The 17,834-nt window shown below is 69.3% G+C and carries 16 protein-coding genes; 14 read left to right on the forward strand and 2 right to left on the reverse strand.

Going from position 1 to position 17,834, the window contains the following annotated elements:
- Positions 1–142: 142 nt before the first annotated feature.
- From IEY89_RS24075 to IEY89_RS24090, 4 genes are all read left to right on the forward strand, one after another.
- Positions 143–280, forward strand: coding sequence for a hypothetical protein (locus IEY89_RS24075; protein ID WP_189149562.1), 138 nt, complete (start codon positions 143–145; stop codon positions 278–280).
- A 434-nt stretch (positions 281–714) separates the two neighbouring features.
- The gene (locus IEY89_RS24080) at positions 715–1,110 is read left to right on the forward strand and encodes a luciferase domain-containing protein (RefSeq protein ID WP_189149563.1); all 396 of its coding nucleotides are present in this window, start codon (positions 715–717) and stop codon (positions 1,108–1,110) included.
- Positions 1,111–1,138: 28 nt separating this feature from the next.
- Entirely contained in the window at positions 1,139–1,354 is a 216-nt protein-coding gene (locus IEY89_RS24085; protein ID WP_189149564.1) for a three-helix bundle dimerization domain-containing protein, read from the forward strand.
- A gap of 453 nt (positions 1,355–1,807) precedes the next feature.
- Positions 1,808–2,008 (forward strand): hypothetical protein, encoded by a 201-nt coding sequence (locus IEY89_RS24090; RefSeq protein WP_189149565.1) that lies wholly within the window; start codon positions 1,808–1,810, stop codon positions 2,006–2,008.
- Positions 2,009–2,156: 148 nt separating this feature from the next.
- On the opposite strand, the gene IEY89_RS24095 is transcribed toward IEY89_RS24090, so the two are convergent.
- Positions 2,157–2,924, reverse strand: coding sequence for a calcium-binding protein (locus tag IEY89_RS24095; protein WP_189149566.1), 768 nt, complete (start codon positions 2,922–2,924; stop codon positions 2,157–2,159).
- Positions 2,925–4,049: 1,125 nt separating this feature from the next.
- Between IEY89_RS24095 and pstC the strand changes: the two genes are divergently transcribed.
- The 9 genes from pstC (at position 4,050) to IEY89_RS24140 (ending at position 16,282) form a co-directional block, all read left to right on the forward strand.
- The gene (pstC, locus tag IEY89_RS24100) at positions 4,050–4,979 is read left to right on the forward strand and encodes a phosphate ABC transporter permease subunit PstC (protein WP_229695398.1); all 930 of its coding nucleotides are present in this window, start codon (positions 4,050–4,052) and stop codon (positions 4,977–4,979) included.
- Positions 4,980–4,993: 14 nt separating this feature from the next.
- The gene (gene pstA / locus IEY89_RS24105; RefSeq protein ID WP_189149568.1) at positions 4,994–6,274 is read left to right on the forward strand and encodes a phosphate ABC transporter permease PstA; all 1,281 of its coding nucleotides are present in this window, start codon (positions 4,994–4,996) and stop codon (positions 6,272–6,274) included.
- Positions 6,271–8,019, forward strand: a complete 1,749-nt coding sequence (gene pstS, locus IEY89_RS24110; RefSeq protein WP_229695399.1) for a phosphate ABC transporter substrate-binding protein PstS — start codon at positions 6,271–6,273, stop codon at positions 8,017–8,019. Before pstA ends, pstS begins: the two co-directional genes overlap by 4 nt.
- The gene (locus IEY89_RS24115; RefSeq protein WP_189149569.1) at positions 8,016–10,478 is read left to right on the forward strand and encodes a hypothetical protein; all 2,463 of its coding nucleotides are present in this window, start codon (positions 8,016–8,018) and stop codon (positions 10,476–10,478) included. The genes pstS and IEY89_RS24115 overlap by 4 nt, the downstream gene beginning before the upstream one ends.
- A 167-nt stretch (positions 10,479–10,645) precedes the next feature.
- Positions 10,646–11,710, forward strand: a complete 1,065-nt coding sequence (locus IEY89_RS24120; protein ID WP_189149570.1) for a hypothetical protein — start codon at positions 10,646–10,648, stop codon at positions 11,708–11,710.
- Between the two features lie 110 nt (positions 11,711–11,820).
- On the forward strand, positions 11,821–13,284 hold the full coding sequence (locus IEY89_RS24125; protein ID WP_229695400.1) for an Ig-like domain-containing protein: 1,464 nt from the start codon (positions 11,821–11,823) through the stop codon (positions 13,282–13,284).
- Between the two features lie 92 nt (positions 13,285–13,376).
- Positions 13,377–14,318 (forward strand): sortase, encoded by a 942-nt coding sequence (locus IEY89_RS24130; RefSeq protein ID WP_229695401.1) that lies wholly within the window; start codon positions 13,377–13,379, stop codon positions 14,316–14,318.
- A gap of 21 nt (positions 14,319–14,339) precedes the next feature.
- Positions 14,340–15,215: a phosphate ABC transporter ATP-binding protein gene (locus tag IEY89_RS24135; protein ID WP_189149572.1), complete on the forward strand. Its 876-nt coding sequence runs from the start codon at positions 14,340–14,342 to the stop codon at positions 15,213–15,215.
- Between the two features lie 410 nt (positions 15,216–15,625).
- A complete protein-coding gene (locus IEY89_RS24140; RefSeq protein ID WP_189149573.1) occupies positions 15,626–16,282 on the forward strand; it encodes a sortase family protein in 657 nt (218 codons plus the stop codon).
- 306 nt (positions 16,283–16,588) lie between these two features.
- On the opposite strand, the gene IEY89_RS24145 is transcribed toward IEY89_RS24140, so the two are convergent.
- Complete coding sequence (locus IEY89_RS24145) at positions 16,589–17,431, reverse strand: NmrA family NAD(P)-binding protein (protein WP_189149574.1); 843 nt, start codon at positions 17,429–17,431, stop codon at positions 16,589–16,591.
- A 65-nt stretch (positions 17,432–17,496) separates the two neighbouring features.
- On the opposite strand from IEY89_RS24145, the gene IEY89_RS24150 reads away from it, so the two are divergent.
- Positions 17,497–17,832 carry a winged helix-turn-helix transcriptional regulator gene (locus IEY89_RS24150; RefSeq protein WP_189149575.1) on the forward strand — a complete coding sequence of 112 codons (336 nt, stop codon included), beginning with the start codon at positions 17,497–17,499 and terminating at the stop codon, positions 17,830–17,832.
- The last annotated feature ends 2 nt before the right edge of the window (positions 17,833–17,834 follow it).

Consider the following 17,834-nt stretch of genomic DNA (forward strand, 5'->3'; position numbering starts at 1 on the left):
AACTCTGGTGGATGACCTCTATTGTCCGCCCTTGCGGAACGCTGACTGACGGTCAGTCTGGGGAGGCGGCGATTGCGCGGAACGCTGCGGGCGTCTGGACGGAGTCGGACACAAGTGATCCACCTCGTGCTTTCATGCACGCATGCATTCCCTGACCGTGCAGGTGGACGGAGATCACCTGGCCCGCCTTGTCCGTAGTCCGCGAGCCGGCCTGACGGAGCTCATCTGGAACGCCCTCGACGCGGACGCCGACGTCGTCGCACGCACGCACGGCCCTTGAACCTCCGATCAGACGGGCCCTGACCGAAGCGCGTAGCACGCAACGGCAGAAGCAGCTGCCACGGTGAGAGAGGTAATCCCGGCAGACAGGGCCGACATGTCGACGGCGACGTATCGGATGGCCTTCCTCCAGGTCAGGGGCAGGGTGGAAAGCCGGGCCAGTGCGTCGGCGACGGTGCGGCCCTCGACCTGCCCGAGCAGTCCGCCGGATCTGAGGGCGGCGGCGAACCCGGTGTGTGGACGGTCCCTGGTCATCTTCCACTTCCCGGGGTCCTGGTCCTGCTCCCAGCGAGGTTTGCCGCGTCGGGTCTCATCTATGCCCAGTTCCTCGACCGGTTGGCCATCTGTACGTCATTCGGACATTCGGACGCTGCGACTTGGTTACGGATCTCCCGGGTTCTGGTGGCTCTGCGGTGAGCTGGTCATGATGGGCGCATGACGTTGGCCGCGAGTGCGTTCACACAACTGGCGACTTGGCCCGATCTCGCCGAGGTGGATCCGAGCTGCGGCATTGGTCGTGCACTCGCCTCAGCCCATGGCGAGATCGCGCACTTCCATTCCGACATGGACGTTGACCTGTACCTCACGGCGAGGGCCATCCGGCGGTTCGAAGAGCACCTCACGGGCGCCTCCGCCGTCCGGATCGTGCCTGGCTCACATTGGGTGGCGCTCCACCTGGATGTCTCCGGGGACATCGACCTGCTCATGACCCTGGTCAGCCTTGCCCTGCAGGCTCAACAGGCGTGGCCGGTTCCAGGCGACGGCCCACGCGCACGGTGCAATGATCAACACAGCGGGACACTTCCGCATAAGCATCTCAGCGGAAGCTGAGCAGCGCCCTTCCAGACAGGTGGCACCCGTGGCGGACAAGGCGCGCGAAGAAGACGCCATTCGCGCAATCGTGGAGCGCCTGAACAACGCCTTCACGGCGACCCATAGCCGGGCCGAGGTCGAAGCAGCCGTAGCCAAAGCTCACGCCTCGTTCACCGACCGGCCTGTACGCGAGTTCGTCCCCGTGCTGGTCGAGCGCCAGGCACGGAGCATCCTCAACAATCATCCGGCTGACGACGCATAGCCAGAAACCTGTAGAGGACCTCCAGACTTCGTCGCCCCTCGCGCCCACGCTGGCCATCGACCGGTGAACACGAGGGCCAACCACGAGCGAACGCCGGCCACCCACCTGCCGTTCTTCGGCCTTGCCTGGCCGCGCTCGACTGGCAGTGAGGACGTGAGTGGTGGTTCCGCTGGTGCGTTTGACTCGCCGACTGCCAGTGTGCCCCGAGAGGGCTGAGTGTCTGTTTTCCGGCCGCCGCCCCGGCGCGGCGGCCCGCCCGGCGCGCAATATCGGCGAGCGCGCCCCAATCCCCGGCAGCGTCCGCACCGTCCGTCCCGTTCCCGTCTCCCTCCCCCTCGACTCCAGCCAGGACATGGGCGAAAGCGGCCACAACGGGTATGTCAGCGACCCGACCACGCCCATACAGAGCGGTTGACCTGCACGGATACGGCGAGGTCGGCGTACCTTGCGCAAGTGAAGACGCAGGAGATGGAGCTGGAGAAAGCGCAAGGGGTGGTGCTGGAGCGAGGGGGCGCAAATCACCCGATGGGTGCCTCCGGTCGGGGGTACCCCATCGAGGGTGAGCAACTTGGTGAGGGATTCCTGTACGTCTGGCCGGCTGCGGCTCAGATGCCCGCCGCCGCGAACGAAATCATGACGCCGCCGGTGGGGTGACGCCGACGCGTGCCCGTGCGCTTGCGCCCTTGTGTCTCAGCGTCTCTGTGGCTCCGTGCCTTCGCGTGAGTGGTGGGGTGCGTGAAGGCGGGCCGTGGCCGGGCGCCGGGCCGCCCCTGCGGGAAACCCGGCGCCGCTGGTACGGGGCTCAGCCCACCACGTTGACGAAGGCGGCCGGGGAGACCGCGGCCGCGCTGGTGGCTGTGCCGACGTAGGACCAGCGGTAGTAGCCGTCGGTGTACGCGCGGACGGTGGCGGAGAGGGTGCCGTCCGCGGCGGTCCGCACGGTCTTGAGGGTGCAGTAGGTGCTGCTGCCCCTCGGGCGGAACTCCAGGGTCGCGGGCAGGCCGGCCTCCGCGCCGACGGACGTGCCGGTCGCCCAGTCCGCGTTGGTGACACCGCCAGTGACGGTGAGGGTGCGGCCCCACTTCACCGGCTTGGGGGTGGTGTCGACGCTCACCTGGGTGGTGCGCAGCATGGTGAACGAGGCCGCGTTGTCCCGGAACACGGCGTCGCTGTCGGCCGCGATCGCGTAGGCGCTGACGCTCCAGCCGCCGGCCAGCGAGGCGGCGGCCGGGACTGTGCCCGGGGTGAGGGTGAAGGTCAGGGTGCAGGTGGTCGTCGTGGCGGCCGTCGGACCGCAGGCCGCCGCCGGGGCCGCGCTGCTGTCCGGAGCGCTGAAGGAGCCGTGGTAGAGCCGGGCGCTGATCTGTTCGAAACCCGCCGGGTCGACCGCGGTGACCTCGACGGTGACGGTTCTCGCACCGGTGCCGACCACGACGGGGGCGCCGTCGTTGACGGCCACGCCGGTGATCTCGGTGTCACCGAACTGCTCGTCCGCGTGCGCGGCCGGCACGGCGAGGGCGGTCAGGGCCACGACGCCACAGGCTGCGGCGACAGCTGAGTTCATACGCATGCGAATTCCCCAATGTGAATGCCACGGCCTGTCAATTTCCCACCGGCAGGCCCGAATTGACGTGTGCAGCGTACTCGTTGATTGGAGATTTCGGAACGTTCCGTATGTGGTTCAAACGGGCCCGTAATTCCCTTGGGAAGGGAATGCGGACGAATATCTGGTGGGTCGGTTGCGTGGAAAGCCGAAGGGAAAATTCGATTCAAATTTCAGCGGACCTGGCGACCACCTACGCGTGCCGTGCCTCGTCAGGGCGGGGCGATTCGCCCTATGGTGATCCGGTGGTCCGGCATGTGAACGAGGGGCAACTTCCGGGTGAAACATCCCCCATGAGTGGATCACGTTCCTCTCTAGTCTCAGTAACCTGCGGATGCCGCATGACCGACGAACCAGCGTCGACTCATGCGGCTTCCTGATATGGGGAAACAGGAGTGGGGATGGATGGCGACAAGAATGGGGGGCGCTGCCGCACCGGGCACGCGCTGCCACATAGACATAGGTGCAGATGGCACTTACTCGTGGCGGCTGACCGCCACGAACGGGCGGGTGATCGCCGTGGCCGCAAGGGCGTACCGGGACTACGAGGAGTGCCGTGCCGCCTTCGAGCGAATGTGTACCGACATCGGGGGGTTACCGGGCGCGGTGCACCACACGGCGGGGGGCAGTGGATGGGTCTGGCGGCTGCGTGATCGCACGGGGGGTGCGGTGGCCGTGTCCGCGCGCTCTTATGAGCGTCACTCGACCTGTCAGGCCGCTTATGAGCGGTTCCGGATGCTGTTGGCCGCACTCGGGTCGGGTGGGGTGATTTCGTGGGACGATGCCGACTGAGAGGGCCGAGCTGACGGCTCGGACGGTTTGTGTCAATTCGTAGCAAGTGGATATTTCGCACCAAGGGGTCGAGGCCCGCCATGCCGGCGAGCGTCGGCCCTTATTCGTTTCTTGTCGCCGCGTTCACGTCAATATTGGAAGTTGCCTGGCGGGAGCACCTCGTTCACATTCGCGTGAGCGGGCGTCCATGACGCCTCAGGAGTGTCGTCCTGTGTGACGACCCGAATCTTTGAGCGACCTATGGCTCCGGCGGATGACCCGCCGAGACGCCTGCACCCCGACAGGGGTGTGCCCGACCGCGTGTTCAGGGGCATCCTGCGCGGCGGTGGCGGCCTGGTCCTCGCGATCATGCTGCTGGTCGGTGGCTTCCTGACGTACCGGGCCTGGCAAGCGCTGTCGCTCGCGAAGTGGGACTTCGTCACCACCGAGGTGTGGGAGCCCGAAGGGGGCAACTTCGGGATCGCGGCGGTGCTCGTCGGGACGCTGCTGATCGCCATGGTCGCCATCCTGTTCGCCGTACCGCTGGCGCTCGGCACCGCGCTCTACATCTCCGAGTACGCGCCGCCGAGGATCCGCCAGACCCTGGTCAGTGTCGTCGACCTGATGGCCGCCGTGCCGTCGGTCGTCTACGGACTGTGGGGCCTGTTCTACTTCCAGGGGCATGTGCTCACCCTGTCGCGCTGGATCTCGACCTACTTCGGGTGGATCCCGCTCTTCAAGGTCGACGGCACCGACCCGGCCGACCCGCTCTCCACGGCCACGGTCTACACCTCCTCCACCTTCATCGCGGGCATGGTCGTGTCCCTGATGGTCGCGCCGATCATCTGCTCGGTGGTGCGCGAGGTGTTCTCGCAGGCCCCGGTCGGAGAGCGGGAGGGGGCGTACGCCCTCGGCGCCAACCGCTGGGGCATGATCCGCAGCGTCGTCCTGCCCTTCGGCAAGGGCGGCATGATCGGCGGCACCATGCTGGGCCTGGGCCGGGCGCTCGGCGAGACCATCGCCGTGGTCCTGATCATCTCGCCGGTGTTCGTGATCCAGCCGCACATCCTGCAGAACGGCACCAGCTCGGTCTCGTCCCTGATCGCCCTGCGCTACGGCGAGGCGTCCCCTCTGGGCATGTCGGCGCTGATGGCCGCAGGCCTCGCGCTCTTTCTGATGACCCTCGTCGTCAACTTCGCCGCTTCGTCGATCGTCGCCCGCAGCCGTTCCGGCGCGACGAGCGACTCCTGAGGAGACCGCGCCCGATGACCGTCACCGCACCGCAGAGCCCCGTGGGCCCGCCGAAAGAACCGGCCCCGGCCCCAACCACGGAACTTCCCGGACACCGGTCCGGCGGCAGGTCGACGCGCGGAGAATCGCGCCGGAACCTCTCCACGCTGCGCGCCACCGACGTGTACGCCATGGCCGGTGCCGCCGCAGCCTCCCTCGCCATCACCTGGGTGATGTTCGACCGGCTGCTGCCCTTCAACGGCGTCCTGGGCTTCCTCGTCATCGCGTACGTGCTCTTCATGGGCCTGTACGCGCTGCTGGTCTCCTTCGACGAGGACGGTCCCGCGGTCCGCGACCGGGTGGCCGCCGCTGTCGTCCAGAGTCTCGGCCTGGTGATGCTGGCCGTACTGGGGTTCGTGGTCGTCTACACCCTCTACGAGGGGCGTGAGGCGCTGCCGCATCTGAACTTCTACACCGAGTCGATGGCCGACGCGGGGCCGGTCGAGCCGCTCAGCGCCGGCGGCATCCTGCACGCGATCGTCGGCACGCTGTGGCAGATCTCCATCGCCCTGCTGGTCTGCATACCGACCGGGCTGGTCTGCGCGGTCTTCCTCAACGAGGTCCCGGGCGCCTTCAGCCGGTTCGTCCGCACGATCGTCGAGGCGATGACCGCGTTGCCGTCCATCGTGGCGGGCCTGTTCATCTACGCGACCTTCATCCTGACCCTGGGCTTCGACCAGTCGGGGCTCGCCGCCGCGCTCGCCATCTCCGTGATGATGCTGCCGATCATCATCCGCGCGTCGGACGTGGTGATCCGGCTGGTCCCCGGCACGCTGCGCGAGGCGTCGTACGCGCTCGGTACGTCACGGTGGCGCACGGTCTGGCACGTGGTGCTGCCCACCTCCCGGTCCGGACTGACCACGGCGGTCATCCTGGGCACCGCGCGCGGCGTGGGCGAGACCTCGCCGGTCCTGCTGACCGCCGGTTTCACCCAGGAGTTCAACTCCGACCCGTTCCACGATCCGATGGTGTCGTTGCCTCTCGCGGCCTTCAAGCTCGTCGAGAATCCCGAGCCCACCTACGTCGCCCGTGGCTTCGGCACCGCCGCGGTGCTTCTGGTGCTGGTGCTCGTGCTGTTCGTCGCCGCCCGCGTCGTCGGCGGCCGCGGACCGGGCAAGCTGACCCGCCGTCAGGAACACCGCCGGGTCAGGACCTCCCGCCGCGACGCGCAGCGCTTCGCGGCGAAAGCAGCCTCCGGTCGGCCGACGACCGGCCCCGCCTCGACCAGTCCCGCATCGACGAGGAGCACCACGTGATATCCGCACCCGTCCGTCGTCCACGCGGCATGCGCGTGTACCAGGCGCAGGCGCTGGTCGTCGCGCTGGTCTGTGCGCTGCTGGCCATCAACCCGCCAGGCGCCGACGCCGCCACCTACACCAAGATCAGCGGCTCCGGCTCGACGTGGAGCGCCAACGCGATCGAGCAGTGGCGCCGCAACGTCCGCCAGCAGGGCATGACCGTGAACTACGCGTCGGTGGGCTCGTCGGTCGGCCGTACCCAGTTCGCGAACGGCACCTCGGACTTCGGCGTCTCGGAGATCCCGTACGGCCTCACCGAGTTCGGCCAGCTGGACCCGCCACCCGCACGCAAGTTCGCCTACATGCCGATCGTCGCCGGCGGTACGTCGTTCATGTACAACCTGAACATCGGGGGCAAGCGGGTCACCAACCTCCGGCTGTCCGGGGACGTCCTGAGCAAGATCTTCACCGGCAGACTCAAGCAGTGGAACGCCCCGGAGATCAAGGCGGACAACCCCAAGCTGGCGCTCCCGGCCCGCCGGATCGTCCCGGTCGTCCGCTCCGACGGCTCCGGTACGACCGCGCAGTTCACCCTGTGGATGTCCAAGCAGCACAGCGCCCTGTGGAACGACTACTGCAGGCGGGCGGGCAAGCCCACGCCCTGCGGTCTGACGTCGTACTTCCCGAACATCCCGGGCTCCGGCTTCGTCGCCCAGTCCGGCTCGCTCGGCGTCGCGGGCTACACCAAGCAGTCGCAGGCCGACGGCGCCATCACGTACGTCGAGTACTCGTACGCCCGGAACGCGGGCTTTCCGGTCGCCAAGGTCCTCAACAAGTCCGGCTACTACGTCGAGCCGACCGCGTCCGGTGTGGCCGTCGCCCTGACCAAGGCGCAGATCAACAACGACCCGCGCTCCGCGAACTACCTGACCCAGAACCTGGACGGGGTGTACACGTACGGCGACAGGCGGACCTACCCGCTGTCCAGCTACAGCTACATGATCGTCCCGACCAAGGAGGAAGCGAACTTCAACAAGGACAAGGGCAAGACGCTCAGCGCGTTCAACAACTACTTCCTCTGTGAGGGCCAGCAGCAGGCCGACCGGCTCGGCTACTCGCCGCTTCCGAAGAACCTGGTCGAAGCCGCCATGGCCCAGACGAAAAGGATCCCCGGTGCCGAAACGGCGGGCATCGACATCAACAAGTGCAACAACCCGACGTTCTCCGGCGGCCGGAACCTTCTGATCGAGAACGCCCCCTACCCGGCGGCGTGCGACAGGAAGGGCTCGAACCAGTGCTCCACGGGCACCGGCGGAGCCAAGACGCCCACCGACCCGAGCGGACCCGGGGCCGGCACCACCGGCGGCACAGGTACGACGGGCGGTTCCGGGTCGACGGGCGGCACAGGTACGACAGGCGGTTCCGGGTCGACGGGCGGGACGGGCGGCACGGGTACGACGGGCGGCACGACCGGCACCACCGGCGCCGGCACGGCGGGCACGACCGGCGCCGGCACGGCGGGTACCACGACGGGCGGAGCCGTCGTCGACCCCGACACCGGTGAGGTGGTCAGCACTGGCCAGGGCGCCGGCGACGCCTCGGTCGTCGCCAGCCCCGTCGCCCTCGGCTCCGGCGACGCCCTCGGCCTGCGCACGGCGCTGATGGCGCTGTCGGCCCTGCTCCTCCTCGGCGTCGTCGTCGGACCACCCCTGGTCGGACGCCTGCTGGCCAACCGCACGCGCCGCAAGGGCGGTGTGGCATGACCGCCGCAACCCGGCCCCGGCCCCGCGTCGTCGCAGCCGTGAGCGCCCTGCTGGCCGGACTCGTGCTGGCCCTGCTCCCCGTGGCACCCGCCACCACGCCCGCCTCGGCGGCGGACGGGACGGAGGGCTCAGCGCTGACACTGACGGGACGAAAGGGCGCCTACGACGACTTCTCCAACCTGAAGGTGACCGTCCACCAGACCAGGAACCTGCGCTCCCAGGGCGTACGGGTCAGCTGGGAGGGCGGGGCGCCGACGCTTCCGGACACGGGCTTCAACGCCAACTACCTGCAGATCATGCAGTGCTGGGGGGACGATCCGACCGGCCCCACCCGCGACCAGTGCGAGTACGGGACCGGGCTCGTCCCGGGCACCTTCACCGGTACGCGGAGAGTTGACAACGGGGCGGCCTTCGATCCCGGGGAGAAGCAGTACACGGGAGCGGGCGCCTTCGTCCCGTTCCGCCCCGCCACCGGGAAACCGGCCACCACCCGCTCGGACGACTACACCTACTTCAGCCCGCTCGACAGCAACGAGCAGGCCGCCACCCGTACCTTCGCCAACGGAACGGGCGAAGTGGAGTTCGAGCTGCAGGACGGGGTCCAGTCGGACTACCTCGGCTGTGGAGTGAACACGGCGCCCGCGGGCAGCACCCCGACTCCGCGGTCCTGCTGGCTGGTGGTCGTGCCACGCGGCACACATGAGGCGAACGGCCAGGAACTCCTCAACCCCAGTGGCAGCAGCACGCTCAACACCTCGCCGCTGTCCGCGACGAACTGGGCCCAGAGAATTGTCTTCCGCCTGGACTTCCTGCCGGTCGACCAGTTCTGCCCGGACGGCCAGCCCGAGCGGCCCACGGTCGGCTCCGAGCTGGTGACGGACGCCGTCACCTCGTGGCAGCCGAAGCTGTGCACGTCCACGGCGAGCACCTTCGGCTTCAACTCGGCCGGTGAGGAGGACGCCAGAGGCCAGGTGGCGAACACGACGAGCGAGACACCTCTGCTGGGCTTCACCGTCGACCCGGTGGCCGAGCCGGAAGGCGGACCGTCCGTCGTGCACGCGCCGGTGGCCGTGTCAGCTCTGGCGGTCGCCTTCTTCATAGAAGGCCCGTCCGGCGTGGTTCAGGAAATGAAGCTGAACCCGCGGCTCGTGGCCAAGATGCTCACCCACTCCTACGTGGGGGACGTACCGCTGGCCGTGCCTGTTCCGGCACATCTGAAAGGGAACCCGCAGTACTACACCAAGGATCCAGAATTCCGGAAACTGAACCCGGAATTCCCGGAACAGTTGCCAGGTGAACCCATGAGCCTCGTGGTCCCCCTCGGGAACTCCGACACCGCACGGCTGGTCTGGAACTGGCTCCAGTCGGACACGGAAGCTCGTGAATTTCTCGCCGGGAAGAAAGACCCCTGGGGAATGCGGCTGAACTCCTATTTCACGGGTCTGGACAAGAACACGGCCCTGAACAGTTATCCCAAGAGTGACGAGACGCGGGCCGCGGCGCTGGCCGCTGGCGGGACCAGTCCTCTCGACTACGGAATCCTTGACCTTGCTCCGTACTCGGCGGACCTCCACGACGGCGCCGTGCGTGCCCGCCGGGGATCCAACGGCCGCACCATCATGCAGAACGAATTGCAGTCTCCCAACCCGAAACTCGTCGAGGAACAGATCTATCCGGGCCGGCACGCCGTCATGGCCATCGTCGAAGCGGCGTCGGCGAAGCGCTACGGACTGAACGTGGCCGCCCTGCCCAACGCGGACGGCCGTTTCGTGAAGCCCTCGACCGACACACTGCTGGCCGGCGTCAACACCATGCAGCCGTCGTCCGAGAACGCCTCGGTACTCGAGCCCGCCCCGGCGCGGGCCAAGGGCCAGGCTTATCCGCTCACGGTGGTGACCTACGCGGCGGCCTCCGTGAACCAGGACACCGAATCACGCAAGGCCTACGCGCAGTTCATCAGGTTCGCGGCGGGATCGGGCCAGACGCCCGGTCTGTCCGCAGGTCAACTGCCCCCCGGCTACGCACCGTTGCCGGCGAAACTGCGACAGCAGGCCAAGACCGCCGCCGACGACCTGGAACGCGGAGCGGTCTCGGAGGATCCGCCGGACGGCGATCCGGGCTCCGACGGCCCCGGGGGCCTCACGGGCGGGGCGGACACCGGAGGAGACACCTACGGTGGGGCGGCCGTCGGCGGAACGACCGGAGGCGTGACGGGCGGCGGCGCGACGGGCGGTGGTGGTGACGCCAGTCCGTCGGCGTCGCCGTCCACCGCCGCGGGCGGCTCCCCGCCACCTTCCACGGGGCCGCAGCAGAACGTCGCGGAATCCCAGGACGGGGTCACCCCGGGAGGGGTTCTCGGAATTATCCGCTGGGTTCTTCTCGTCGTCCTGTTCGTGGGCGGAGCGGCGGGTCTTTCAGGTCCAATAATGCTGTATTTCGCTCAGCGCCGGACTCCCTAGGAGATATCTAGGAAGCCTTCCCGTAACCTTTCCCTCTTCGGGAATTGGTGGTCACCGTGCGGAACGCCTGGAAATGTGTGCGGTGACCGGTCGACGGGTCGGTCGCAAAAAATCCGGATTCAAGTTGAGCGTCCAGTCTTCGAAATCCGAAAACGAGGAGTTCAGAAGTGAACGTCAAGTCTCGCGCCAAGGTCGGCGCCGCGGTTCTCGGTGCTGCCGCTCTGGGTGTCGGTGTTCTGTCCACCCCTGCCTCTGCGGACTACTCGACTCCCTCGTGGCGCACCCTCGCGGGTGTCGGCTCGGACACCACGCAGTACGTGGTGAACGGCCTTGGTGGCGTCGCCGTCGACGCAGGCGGCGCCCTGTTCATCGGTTCGTGGGACGCCGTCCCGTCCACCGGTGCCACCACCACGATCACCCCCAAGGACCCCGCGACGCACCCGCACTGTGCGAACATCGTCCGCCCGAACGGTTCCTCGGCCGGCATCGACAAGCTGAACGCCGAGGTCGCCGACACGACCACGGCGGACTGCGTCGACTTCGCCCGTTCCTCGCGCGGCCCGTCCACCGCGGGTACGAACCTCACCTTCATCCCGTTCGGCAAGGACGCGGTCACCTACGCGACCGACCTGGGCAGCACGCTGCCGACGAACCTGACGAAGGCGCAGCTCGCCTCCATCTACCAGACGTGCACCTTCGTGAACGCCTCGGGCGCCACCCAAACGGTCTCCAAGGCCCTGCTGCCGCAGAGCGGTTCGGGCACCCGGACGTACTGGCTGAGCTCCATCGGCGTGACCGAGGCGCAGATCGCCACGGCCAAGGCCGCCGGCTGTGTCGACGACACGGTGCAGGAGCACGACGGTGCGGCGATCACCAGCGGCACCCAGATCATGCCGATGTCGGTGGCGCAGTGGCTCGCCCAGGGCAAGTCCCTCCCGAACGTCCCGAACCGTCGTGGTGAGTCGCGTCTGCGCAGCATCGAGGGCACGGCCCCGACCACCGGCACGGGCACGGCCATCGAGCTCAACCCGAACTTCTTCTTCTCCCGCGACGTGTACAACGTCGTCCCGACCACCAAGCTCACCGACGCGACCATCGCTCGCGCCTTCGTCGGTGCCACCTCCCAGGTCTGCGCGAACCTCGCCACCATCAAGACCTACGGCTTCGGTGACCTCAGTGCCGACTCCGGGGCGTCCAGCTGCGGTGACGTCAACCTCACGGGCAACCGGTAGTCGTTGACCGCCACCTGACCTCCGCGTGACGGCCGGGCACCCCTCCAGGTGCCCGGCTCCACGCGCTGTCCCGTACTCCGTCCGCCAACCGTCCCCCGGGGGCAACCGCAATGACAGTGCTACGTCCGTTTCGAAGAGTCGCCGCGATCGTGGCCGCCTGCGCCCTGCTCGCCGTGGGCATGGTGACCCTGGTCGCCTTCCAGAGCCAGCCCGCCCGGGCGGCGTCCGCCGGGGAGTTCGCCCTGGAGCCCACCAGCGGCAAGCTGAGTGATCCGCAGCCCTTCGCCGGTTCCCTCGTGATCCCCGGCGCGTGTCCTGACATCACCATCGAAGACCTCAACTGGAACAGCTTCCTCAACCTGTACCTGGTCAAGGCCGACGACACCCAGGTGACGGCGCTGATGGGGATCAGCGCGGGGGCACCCTTCACCGAAGCGACGTCGACGGTCTCACTGAAGCCGGCGGACAACCCGGGGATGGCCGTGTCCAGCCTGGCGGGGGCCATCACGGGCGACGGCACGTACGAGTTGCGCGTACGGTGCGTGGACCCGTGGGACCTGAGCCCTGCTCCCGACTCCGTCGTGCCCGGTGACCCGTACTGGAGCCAGAAGATCACCGTCACCGGCGACAACTGGGTGGTCGGTGAGGGTGCCGAGGCCACGACCAGCGAGCTGACGTACAGCCCCTCCACCCCCGAGCCCGGCCAGGAGGTGACGCTCAGCGCGACCGTCACCCCGGCGGGGGCGGCGGGCACCGTGGCGTTCCTGGACGGCGAGACGTCGCTGGGACAGGCCACGGTCGCCAGTGGGAAGGCCGAGCTCAGGACGTCGGCGCTGACCGAAGGGCTGCACAGGATCGTCGCCCGTTTCACGCCCACGGACACCACCAAGTGGGCGGTCTCCGAGTCCGCGTCCAAAGACGTGACCGTGCAGGCACCGCGGGTCGAGATGCAGAACGCCTCGGGGGAGCGGCTGCCCGTCAACCCCGAGTTGCAGCGCGGCCAGGAGGTGAAACTCATCCTCCGTGGCTGCCCGGCGGCCACGTCGTACGCCGTCGCCCTCAACGGGAACGACACCGAATTCCCGGGGGCCACGGCCGACGCGAGCGGAACGGTGACCTGGGCGTCCCTGAAGGTTCCGGACGACGCCGTCGGCGGAAACAACGCGTGGAGGCTGACCCCGGCGTGCAACAGCGTCGACACGGTGTCCTTCACCGTCCCGGAGCCGTCCGGGTCCCCGTCGCCGACCGCCACCGACGACCCGACCGGTGACCCGACGGACGATCCCACGGACGATCCGACCGGCGATCCCACCGACGACCCGACCGACGGCGGTTCGGGCGACACCTCCGGTACGACGTCCGGCACCACCTCCGGAACGACCGGCGGTTCGGGCACGACCGGTGGCGCCGGCGCCACCGGCGGCACATCGCCCCAGGGCGGCCTCGCCTCCACCGGCAGCCAGATCGCGCTGTTCTCCGGCGTCGGAGCCGTCGCCCTCCTCGCGGCCGGCATCTTCGCCGTCAGGTTCGGCCGCCGCAACGGGCTGCTGGCCTTCGGGGAGCCCCGCCCGTAACAGCGGACGGAGCACGGGCGGCGGGCCACCACCTCCCCGCCGCCCGCGCCTGTCGTTTCGCCACCCCATACCTCTCCACAGGAGCGCACCCCGTGACCGTGTTGTCCCCGCCCCCGCCGTCCGCCGCGCCGCCGGTGCCGGCGCCCGCACCCGAGCCCCGGCCCGCCTCGGGGCCGCCCCGGGCCGAGCGCCCCGGCTTCGCGTTCGCCGGGGCGGCGATGTGCCTGCTCGCGGCGCTGCTGCTCGGCTTCGCGGCCAACCTCACCCTCGTGGGCCACCTCCAGCACAGCCGCGACCAGCAGACCGCCTACGACGAACTCCGGCGGCAACTCGCCCTGGGCACAGCACCGGTGGGCCAGCAGACGTACGACGGCAAGATGCTGCAGCCGGGCGCGCCCGTCGCGCTGCTGCGCATCCCCGTGCTGGGCCTGAAGGAGGTCGTCGGGGAGGGCACCACCTCCGGGGTGCTGATGTCCGGCCCCGGCCACCGCCGGGACACCCCGCTGCCGGGACAGGCAGGCACCAGCCTGATCATGGGCCGCCAGTGGGGGTACGGCAGCCCGTTCAACGAGCTGCGCAAGCTGCCCGTCGGGACCGAGATCCGGGTGACGACCGGTCAGGGCACGGCCGTCTACGAGGTCTCGGGCATCCGCCGCGAGGGCGACCCGCTGCCGGCCACCCTCAAGGAGGGCGAGGGCCGGCTCACGCTCATCACGGCCGACGGATCGCCCTACACGCCCTCGGGCACCCTCCGCGTCGACGCCACCCTGACGAGCGACGCCCAGCCCAGTCCGCCCCGCCCGCTGACGCTCGCCTGGATAGGCGAGGCCGAGCAGGCCATGGGCACCGAGAACGGGGCCTGGCTCCCGGTCTTCCTCTGGTCGCAGGCGCTGCTCGCTGCGGCGCTGCTCACCATGGCCGCGTACCGCGTGTGGGGCCGCTGGCAGACCTGGGTCGTCGGCGTGCCCGTACTGGCCGCCCTCGGCCTCGCAGTCTCCGGCGCCGCCACCCGTCTGCTGCCCAACCTGCTTTGACCGACGAGGAGTTCAACCATCATGTCCGACACCAACAACACGCTCGTCGACGCGGTCCATGCCCCGACGGTGAAGCTGGAGACCGTGCGGACGAGCAGGCCCGCCGACACCCCGGCGAGCAACCCGGCCACCCTGGAGGCCGACTCCGTCTCGGCCTGGTTCGGTGACCACAAGGTCCTGGAGCAGGTGTCGCTCTCCATGCCCGCCCGCAAGGTCACCGCGCTCATCGGCCCGTCCGGCTGCGGCAAGTCCACCTTCCTGCGGATCCTCAACCGTATGCACGAACTGATCGGCTCCGCCTCCCTCTCGGGCCGGGTGCTGCTCGACGGCGAGGACATCTACGACCGGGGCCGTCGTATCACCCACGCCCGCCGCCAGATCGGCATGGTCTTCCAGAAGCCCAACCCCTTTCCGGCGATGTCGATCTACGACAACGTCACGGCGGGCCTGAAGCTGGGCGGCATCAGGGCCGGCCGCGACGACAAGGACGTACTCGTCGAGGAGTGCCTGACGAAGGCGGGCCTGTGGAAAGAGGTCCGCGACCGGCTCCGGCAGCCCGGCGGCGCGCTCTCCGGCGGCCAGCAGCAGCGCCTGTGCATCGCGCGGTCGCTGGCGGTACGCCCGAGGGTCCTCCTCATGGACGAGCCGTGCTCGGCCCTGGACCCCACCTCCACCCGCCGCATCGAGGAGACGATCCACGAGCTGTCCGAAGAGGTCACCATCGTGATCGTCACCCACAACATGCAGCAGGCGGCCCGCGTCTCCGACCAGTGCGCGTTCTTCCTCGCCGAACAGGGCACTCCCGGCCTCATCGTCGAGCACGGCACCACACGCGCGATGTTCGACAACCCGCAGGATCCGCGCACGACGGACTACGTCAACGGACGCTTCGGATAAGCGGATGAGGGCGTTCGAGCCGTGGCCCAGCAGGTGAGGAGTTCACCCATGAACGTCAGGTCCCGCTCCGCAACGGCCGCCGCGCTTCCCGGTGCGGCGGCTCTCCGCCTCGGCTTCCTGCCCACCCCCGCCTCCGCGGCCCCCCGAGGAGCTACGGCTTCGGCGACCTCGGCGAGGACGGCGCACCGTCCGACCGCGGTGACATCTCGCTCACGGGCAGGCGGCAGCCGGTGATCGTCGGCCGGTCCGACCAACCGCCCGGGGGCGCCACCTCCCGAGGCGCCCCGCCCCGCGGCCGGGCAACTGCTCCGGCCTTCCTGGGACTTGTCGCGGCCGTCGCCCTTGCGGGCTGTGCCGTCCCAGGCGGGTCCGACGAGCCCTCGGGGGCCCCGCCGTCGTCCGCCCCGTCCGTGCTTTCCTCCGCTCTCCCGTCCGCCGAGCGGGAGGCGGAGGGCTCGGCCGGGCGCTCCGCTCCCGCGCAGCCGCCCCCAGAGGCGGTGCCGACCGACCCCGCTCCCACAGCCGCCCCCACCGACCCCCCGCTTCACCCCACCCCGTCCCGGAGCGCGTCCACCGCGTCGCTGGAGGCGACACTCCCGGACCCGTCACCCACGGCGTCCCCGTCCGCTCCGTCACGCCCCCGCGCCACGCCGACCGAGGCACCCCGCGCCGAGACGTCCGACGGGCGCAGCCGTGACGGTTCGACCACCCTCCGGATAGGTTCCTGGTCGGCCCGTGTCGTCCGGGGCGGGCAGGAGGAGGTGGACAGGTGCCAGGAAGCCGTGCAGTGGACGGGGCCCGACCTCGGGACGACGGAGGACGGCTTCGCGCTGCGGACCGCCGTCGTCGTGGGCCACGACTACTGCGGGTTCGACCGGTTCGCCGAACTGCCCGTGGGCACGGTCGTCACGGCCACGACACCGCGCGGCACGTTCGAGTACCGCGTGTACGCCCGTCATGTCTCACCCGGCCGCGGTACCCCCTCCCACGGCCTCTACTGGGGCGACCTCACCCTTCAGTCCTGCGTCGGCCCGGACACGGGTTTCAGCTATCTCATGCGGGTGTGAACGCGATCGTCACCTGATGGAGAAGCCGGCACTGGGGGCGTCGTTTGGATCGGCCCGGCTGCGAGGTGGTGCCTTTTTCCGAACTCAGGGCCCCTGATCGCGGAATGTGGAGGCAGCGTTCGTGGGCATGCGTCGTCGATGACGTCCGAGCAGTGTCAGTGGGCAACGGCTGAACAGGCACCCCGGTGTGCGGGCCTCGGTGTGGGCGGTCGGCGGTTCTCGAGGACTTGGGCAGGCCGTCCACGGAGTACGGCGGCCTGCCAGGTCCTGCCTGCCGAATCCGGCCGAAGCCGACAGCGATTGCGGTCAGAGGCCGATGTCAGTCAGCCACTGTTCGGTGGTGCGGGGGGTGATGCCGAGCAGCTTCTGGGCGGAGTCCTCCGGTGCGATCGAGCGGTCGGGCAGCGTGCTCATGGCCTGGTAGAGGCCGGCGACGTCGGCGGCGGGGCCCTCACCGATCACGGGCGCGACGGAGGCGCGCATCTGCTCGGCGGTGATCGGCTCGAAGACCACGTTCTTGCCGAAGTGAGCGCCGAACGCTTGGGCGAGGTCCGGTCCGGTGATCGCCGGGTACTGGCCGACGGAGACCACACCGGTCACGTCGTGGCGGTCGAACAGGGCGACGACGACATCGGCGATGTCCAGGTGGGACGCCCAGGAGACGGGGAAGTCGGCGCGGATCGGGTAAGGCAGCACGCCCCGCTCGCGGACCGTGTCGAGGACGTACGGCATGAGCAGGTTCTCCAGGTACAGCGTGGGCGCGATCACCGCATTCGACACCCCGCTGTCCGCCAGGCCGCTGAGCAGGATCGCGGCCGCGCCGCCGGTGTCGGGGTCGGTCGGGGAGCCGCTGGTGGAGAAAACCACGCGGGCCGGGCGGGCCGCGCGGACGGCGGCGACGACGTTGCGCGCGTAGGTCTGGCGGTCCTCTTCCGAGGTGATCGGCAGGTGGATGAACACGCCGTGGGCGCCGCGGTATGCCTCGGCCAGTGCCTCCGTGGAGGAGTATCCGGCGGCTACGACGCTTGCGCCGTCCACGACGGTGTCCGGGTTGCGGGTCAGAGCGGTCACGGGCTTGCCCGCGGCGGCGAGAGCGGCGACGACGGGGGCACCCTGGGCGCCGGTGGCGCCGTGAATCACGTAGGTCATGAACCCATTAGTGCATGTGATGCATCAGTTACATCAACTGCACTAATGGAGTTACCGTTGAAAACATGACTGATCTCTGTCTGCCCGAGTGCGGTGTCGCCCGGTTCCTCACTCTGCTCAACGGCCCGTGGGCAACACTGATCGTGCGCGAACTGCTGCACGGCCCGCATCGCTTCACCGAGCTGCGCGAGGCCCTGCCGGGTATCAGCCCGCACACCCTGACCAGTCGGCTGCGCCAGTTCGAGCGGCACGGCATCGTGACGCGCACCACGTACGCGGAGATCCCGCCGCGCGTCGTGTACGAGCTGACCCCTCTCGGTGAGGGGCTGAGCGACGTTCTGGAGGCCATGGGGACCTGGGCCATGACGGTGCCGGATCCGGGGGCCGACGTCACCGTCTGACG

Source organism: Streptomyces lacrimifluminis (assembly GCF_014646095.1).
In the GTDB taxonomy this organism is placed as follows: domain Bacteria; phylum Actinomycetota; class Actinomycetes; order Streptomycetales; family Streptomycetaceae; genus Streptomyces; species Streptomyces lacrimifluminis.

What these genes read in the sequence shown, in the direction of transcription:
- IEY89_RS24145 (WP_189149574.1), bottom strand. Translation starts at nt 17,431, where the DNA reads ATGACCTACGTGATTCACGGCGCCACCGGCGCCCAGGGTGCCCCCGTC.
- IEY89_RS24075 (WP_189149562.1), top strand. Translation starts at nt 143, where the DNA reads ATGCATTCCCTGACCGTGCAGGTGGACGGAGATCACCTGGCCCGCCTT.
- IEY89_RS24080 (WP_189149563.1), top strand. Translation starts at nt 715, where the DNA reads ATGACGTTGGCCGCGAGTGCGTTCACACAACTGGCGACTTGGCCCGAT.
- IEY89_RS24095 (WP_189149566.1), bottom strand. Translation starts at nt 2,924, where the DNA reads ATGCGTATGAACTCAGCTGTCGCCGCAGCCTGTGGCGTCGTGGCCCTG.
- IEY89_RS24125 (WP_229695400.1), top strand. Translation starts at nt 11,821, where the DNA reads ATGACAGTGCTACGTCCGTTTCGAAGAGTCGCCGCGATCGTGGCCGCC.
- IEY89_RS24115 (WP_189149569.1), top strand. Translation starts at nt 8,016, where the DNA reads ATGACCGCCGCAACCCGGCCCCGGCCCCGCGTCGTCGCAGCCGTGAGC.
- IEY89_RS24135 (WP_189149572.1), top strand. Translation starts at nt 14,340, where the DNA reads ATGTCCGACACCAACAACACGCTCGTCGACGCGGTCCATGCCCCGACG.
- IEY89_RS24150 (WP_189149575.1), top strand. Translation starts at nt 17,497, where the DNA reads ATGACTGATCTCTGTCTGCCCGAGTGCGGTGTCGCCCGGTTCCTCACT.
- pstA (WP_189149568.1), top strand. Translation starts at nt 4,994, where the DNA reads ATGACCGTCACCGCACCGCAGAGCCCCGTGGGCCCGCCGAAAGAACCG.